The following is a 5,638-nucleotide window of genomic DNA, read 5'->3' on the forward strand; positions in this document are numbered from 1 at the left end:
GCCCCAGAGGCGGGACCATCTCGGCGGGCACAAGGTGCAGATTGAAGTGGCCGAGCATGACCGAGAGAGCGGCGGCGGCTCGCAGGCCTTCGATGCCGGCGAGCCGCTTGCCCGAGGTCGGCTGGACCTCGAGCGCCTCGACGCCTGTTGCGGCGTCATTGGGTGCGTTCATGCCGCCATACTCCCCTCGCCCGCGCGGCACGTTGTGCCGACGCGGAGCCGCCGATCTTCAGAACCGCCTACTCGGCTTTGCCGAAGAAGAACTCGCGCTTCACCGTCCACCAGATGATCTTGATGTCCAGCCACAGCGACCATCGCTCGATATACTGGAGATCGTAATCGACGCGCGAGATCGCGGCCTCGGCTTTGGCGGTGCTGCCACGGCAGCCGCTGACCTGCGCCAGGCCGGTGATGCCCGGCCGGATCGTGTGCCGCTGAAAGTAGTACGGCACCAGATTCTCATAGAGCGTGTCTGCCGCCTGCATACCGGGCACGTGCGGCCGCGGCCCGACCAGCGACATGTCGCCGCGAATGACGTTGATGAGTTGCGGCAACTCGTCGAGGCTGGTCTTCCGCAAGACCCGGCCGACCGCCGTGACACGCGGGTCGTTGCTCACGGTCTGCGCCACGCCCCGCTTGTCACCCAGATGCGTATGCATCGTGCGGAATTTAAAGATGCGGAAGCGATGGTTGCGGTGGCCGTAGCGATATTGCGTGAAGAAGACGGGGCCTGGCGAGGTCAGCTTGATCGCCAGCGCGATGCCGCCGAACAGCGGCGCAAACGCCAGCAGCGCGAGGCTGGCGCACGATGCGTCGAACAGGCGCTTCGTGCGCGACCGCGTCGGCTCACTGAGCGCACCGCGATGCGAGAGATAATAGAGCCGTCGGCGTGGCGGCCGCGGCCGATCGCTATAGCTCACGCCGGGCCGGAAGAGCGGCTGCTTACGGTGCCAAACCGATACCGAGTCGTCCCGCATTGCGGGCAGCGAAGCAGAGAGGGCCATCGTTCGCTCCATTACAGTGTTGCTCAGTGCACGAATGGACAACCGCCCCCGTGCGCCCTCCCTGTTGCTGCGACTCTTGCGGACTGCCGTTAACGATTCGCATCGTGTGTATCGCCCCCGACCGGGTCCGCGCCGCTTTGCGAGAGACAGACTATCGTCCTTCTTGGAGAAAGTGTGGCGGTGCACCATCACGAATGCCGAACATTCGTATCAGTCGCGATTCGCATTCATCGCGACGGTGACAAGCAACGCGTCGATCAAGAAATGTTTCAGGATGAGGCCGACGATGAACGAGCGCGTCACACAACCGTTAGAATAAGACCGCGCCACTACGTGCCAGATCGTGTGCATGTCACGCACCTCACCGCCGCATTTTCATGCATCGATCTGCGTTACGCCGCTGAGACGTAACATGTGCTTACGCTTTTGGCTTCTCATCGCGAACTTTCTCGCCTGGGCGCTCATCATTGCAGCACTTCATCGTTTCGTCACACGGATGTTCTGACACGTGTGCGTCACTCTCTTGCAACGTCGTGAACTCGACTTTACGCCGTCAATTTTTTCCGTTTGCGCGGAACCAACGCGCACCGTTGCGGTTGCCGACTTTGGGGCTGATGTGAACTCGAGACTTTCAACATCGAACGCGTCGCAGCGCGACGACTCGCTCTGGTATCCAAGTGCGTAAGGGGGAACAATGAAGCAAGTTTTCGGTCGATTGGCGATTCTTCTGATCGGCCTTGCAGGCTTGTCGACCATCACCGGCTGCAGCTCTGCGGGATCGTCAGGAGTTTTCGCATATCAGGAGCCGGCGGCGCGGCCTGCGGTGCTCAGCCCTTACACGTTGCACACCAACGATCAGTTGCACGTGCAGGTCTACAACGAGCAAACGATCACCGGCGACTATACGGTCGACAGCTCTGGCTCACTGTCGATTCCCGTGGCGGGACGCGTCAAGGCGGTCGGGCTCACCGTGGAGCAACTCGAACGCCGCATAGCCGCACGCTTGAACGGCTCGATCCTCAAGGACGCGCGCGTCAATGTTCAAATCACCACTTACGCGCCATTTTATATCCGCGGTGAGGTCAAAAAGCCCGGTGAGTTCCCTTACAAGCCCGGCCTGACCGTCGCCGACGCAGTGGCGTTGGCAGGCGGATACACTTATCGGGCGAATGAAAGCCGTGTCCTTGTGCGCTCCTCAGGTTCCAATGCGCAGATCACGCGTCCTATGGATGCAAACCCGTCGGTTTCGCCGGGCGACAACATCACTGTTCCTGAACGATTCCTGTGAACGGCGCTTGAGCATCGTGCCGATTAATTGGGCTAGCGTTGTTCGCAGCGGATGCAATGCGCGCATACGCCTGCGTCATGGCGCACATACGCCTGTCATCGCGACGCGCAATATTTCTGCTGCAGTGCGGAACGGACCGCGGATGTCATCGTTGACGCCGATGCTGTGCGGAGATCGCCGGCGCCATGACTTGCGGCGCCAGCGCTATTGGAGCGACGACTGTGGAGACAAGCGCGACGCCCGCATCAAGTTCCATCGCGATGAGTATCTTGCCGAACGCCGTGTTGTCGCCGCAGCGGGCATCGTTATCGTCGCATTCCTCGCGTGGGCGCCGGCTGCCCGCGCCCAAGTCGTCACGCCGCTCGTTCCGTCGCCAGCGCCGCCCTGGAGTTCGCTCGAGGTGTTCGAGCCCGTGCCCTTTGCGCAGCTTTGGGCCCAGAGCGGCGAAGCCCTCGCGCCGGAGGATACGCCGGTGAAGACACGGCAACAGCCGGGTTACGAGAGTGTCGGCATTCGCGCCGGGCCATGGATGTTCCATCCGTCGCTCACCGGCGGCGTGCGTTACGATAATAATGTCTTCGCCTCCGGCAGCGACAAGCGCGGCGATCTGTCGGCCACGATCAAGCCGTCGCTTGAAGTCAGGTCGCTGTGGGAACGGCATGGCATTGATCTGCAAGGTAGCGTGACGTCGACCAGTTATCGCCGGTTTTCGCAGCTCGATCAGACCGACGCCAATTTGCGTCTTCGCGGCCGTATCGATCTTTGGCGCAATGCCGCGATCCTCACCAGCTTTCGCACGGCGCTGCTGCACGAAGGCGTCGGCTCGCTGACGTCGCCGACCAACGCGGCGGAACCGACGCCCTACACTTTGAACTCCGCTGATGTGACCTACTGGCAACAGAGCGGCCGATGGGCCGGCTCCATTGGGCTACGCTCCGACGCCTATAATTTCGGCTCGACGCGCGCGATCAATGGCTCGATCATCAACCAGGACGCTCGCGACGGACATATCGATGCGCTGCATGGCCGGCTCGACTACGCCATGACGGGCAACCTCGGCCTCTTCACTGCCGCCGAAGTAAACCGTCGCAGCCTCAAGGGCACTCCGGCGCAATCGCTCAGCTCCAATGGTTACCGCGCGCTCGCCGGCGTCAATTTGCAGCTCGGCCGCCTCGTCACCGGCGAATTGAGCGCCGGTTACGCCAGCCAGCGCTTCGAGGATCCGACCATCGGAACCATCGAGGGGCCGACTTACCGCGGCCTCATCAACTGGAGCGTCACGCGCTTGCTCGACGTGCACGTCAAGGCCGAGCGGCTCGTGACGCAAGCGGCCGATACGGTCGCGGGCGGCATCCGCGCAGACGCGATTCAGGTCGGCGCCGATTACGAACTCCGCCGCAATATTGTGTTGTCGGCCGCAGCCACCTTCGAGCGTGACAAATTCTTCGGTCAGGCGCGCAATGACGACGTATTTTCGACACTGACCGAGCTCACATACAAGCTCAATCGTTACAGCTCCATCTCACTTCAGCACCAATATTTCCGCCGCGAGAGCAATACGCCGTCGGCGAGCTACGACAAGCATGAGGTGGGTTTGAATGTCACAACGCGCTACTGAGTACGTTCCGGCCCCGGTGTCCTACGAGGCGGATCCCGCCCTCAGTGCCTCCGGTTGGGAGGGCGTGAGGCTCGCCGAGATCTTTCGCATTCTGCGGCGGCGAATCGCCTTGATCATGTTGACCATGTTTGTCTTCGCCGCGGCGGCGGGACTTGCACTCGTGTTCATCAAACCGCTCTATACCGCGACGGCGACCGTCCTGATCGATCCGCGGCGCCCCAATGTGATCAACCTCGACGCCAAGCAGACCCAGGTCCAGGCACCGTCGACCGATGATGCGGCGATCGAAAGCCAGGTGCTGCTGGCTCAGTCGGTCGCGGTGCTGCGGCGCGTGGTCGACGAATTGAAGCTTACTGAGGACCCCGAATTCAAGCCGAAGCCCGGCCTGTTGGCGCCGGTCAAGCGCCTGTTCGTCGAGCCGCCGGCATCGAATGTCAATCCGCAGGAAGCAGCGCGCATGGGCGCGGTCGCCGTGCTGCAGAGCCGTCTGAAGGTGGCGCGCCAGCGCAACAGCTTCCTCATCGACATCAACGTCAACGCACAGAATCCGGAAACCGCGTCCCGCGTCGCCAACGCCATCTCTCAAGCGTATTTCGAGGAACTGGTTCGCTCCAAATCGGACGCCACCAAGATGGCAGCGGGCTGGCTCAACAATCAGCTCAACGACCTCAAGGCGCGGGTTCTCGCCTCCGACAAGGCAGTCGAAGAGTTCCGCGGCGCCCATAACCTGACCTTGAGTCAAGGGGAGACGGTCAATAGCCAGCAGATCACCGACCTGAACAGCAAGCTGGTGGAGGCCCGCGCTGAAGCCGCCCAAGCGCGCGCCAAGTACGACCAGGTCGCCGAAATCGCCAAGAGCAAGGCCGATCCGGGTTCGCTGAGCGAAGCGCTGGCCTCAGAGACGATCGCCAAGCTGCGCGGGCAATACGCGCAATTGACGATGAACGAAGCCGATCTCACCAGCCGTTACGGCCCGCAGCACCCGCAGGTTACGGCGGTCAAAGCCCAGCTGCGCGACACGCAGAAGCTGATCAGCGCCGAAGTCCAGCGCATCCTGCAGAGCCGGCGCCACAGTTACGAGGTTGCCGCCGCCCGCGAAGCCTCGCTTGAGAAGAGCCTCGCGGCCCTGCAGAACATCTCCAGCGAATCGGGTCAGGCGGAAGTCCGGCTACGGGAACTGCAGCGCGAGGCCGACGCCAATCGCGCACTCTATGAATCTTTCCTTGGCCGTTACAAGGAAGCCAGTGCGCGCGAAACCCTCGATTTGCCGGAAGCGCGCATCGTGACCACGGCCAGCGCGCCGACACAGCCGTCGTTCCCCAAGGCCTGGCTGTTCCTCGGCCTCGCCATCCCGCTTGGCGCCGCCTTCGGCTCGATCATCGCCATCGCCGTCGATCGTTTCGACCGACGCGTGAAGACCATCGATCAGGTCGAAGCGATCTCGGGCGTGCCCGGCATTGCCTCGCTGCCGCTGGTCGGTCTGAGAGAACTGTCGCGGATCACCAAACGCGGCCGCGACGAATTGGCCAGTTACCAGGAGCAACCGACCCGGATGCTGCCGCTGGCGCTGCAGCCGCCCTTGATGCGCTACATTATCGAGGAGCCCAATTCAGTCTTCGCCGAAGCGATCCGTGCCGTGCGCCTGTCAGTTCAGCGCGAAGCGCGCATCCGGCCGATGCAGACGATCATGCTGACGTCAGCGATCGAGGGAGAGGGCAAGACGACGCT

The 5,638-nt window shown here is 62.5% G+C and carries 5 protein-coding genes; 3 read left to right on the forward strand and 2 right to left on the reverse strand.

Features of this window, described 5'->3' with window-relative positions; all coding sequences use genetic code 11:
- Positions 1-239: 239 nt before the first annotated feature.
- Both VN004_RS20305 and VN004_RS20310 read right to left on the reverse strand, forming a co-directional pair.
- Complete coding sequence (locus VN004_RS20305) at positions 240-1,004, reverse strand: sugar transferase (RefSeq protein WP_325613989.1); 765 nt, start codon at positions 1,002-1,004, stop codon at positions 240-242.
- A gap of 210 nt (positions 1,005-1,214) precedes the next feature.
- Positions 1,215-1,355 carry a hypothetical protein gene (locus VN004_RS20310; protein ID WP_325613990.1) on the reverse strand — a complete coding sequence of 47 codons (141 nt, stop codon included), beginning with the start codon at positions 1,353-1,355 and terminating at the stop codon, positions 1,215-1,217.
- Between the two features lie 343 nt (positions 1,356-1,698).
- Between VN004_RS20310 and VN004_RS20315 the strand changes: the two genes are divergently transcribed.
- From VN004_RS20315 to VN004_RS20325, 3 genes are all read left to right on the forward strand, one after another.
- Positions 1,699-2,292, forward strand: a complete 594-nt coding sequence (locus tag VN004_RS20315; protein ID WP_325613991.1) for a polysaccharide biosynthesis/export family protein — start codon at positions 1,699-1,701, stop codon at positions 2,290-2,292.
- A 142-nt stretch (positions 2,293-2,434) separates the two neighbouring features.
- Positions 2,435-3,910 carry an outer membrane beta-barrel protein gene (locus VN004_RS20320; protein WP_325613992.1) on the forward strand — a complete coding sequence of 492 codons (1,476 nt, stop codon included), beginning with the start codon at positions 2,435-2,437 and terminating at the stop codon, positions 3,908-3,910.
- A gap of 115 nt (positions 3,911-4,025) precedes the next feature.
- The coding region (locus VN004_RS20325; RefSeq protein WP_325613993.1) for an exopolysaccharide transport family protein at positions 4,026-5,638 on the forward strand (1,613 nt) is incomplete at its 3' end.

This window comes from Pseudorhodoplanes sp., from assembly GCF_035565855.1.
Taxonomy (GTDB): Bacteria; Pseudomonadota; Alphaproteobacteria; order Rhizobiales; family Xanthobacteraceae; genus Pseudorhodoplanes.

Excerpts from the sequence above, each read along its gene's own strand:
- VN004_RS20315 (WP_325613991.1), top strand. The coding sequence starts at position 1,699 with ATGAAGCAAGTTTTCGGTCGATTGGCGATTCTTCTGATCGGCCTTGCA.
- VN004_RS20320 (WP_325613992.1), top strand. The coding sequence starts at position 2,435 with ATGTCATCGTTGACGCCGATGCTGTGCGGAGATCGCCGGCGCCATGAC.
- VN004_RS20310 (WP_325613990.1), bottom strand. The coding sequence starts at position 1,355 with ATGCACACGATCTGGCACGTAGTGGCGCGGTCTTATTCTAACGGTTGT.
- VN004_RS20305 (WP_325613989.1), bottom strand. The coding sequence starts at position 1,004 with ATGGCCCTCTCTGCTTCGCTGCCCGCAATGCGGGACGACTCGGTATCG.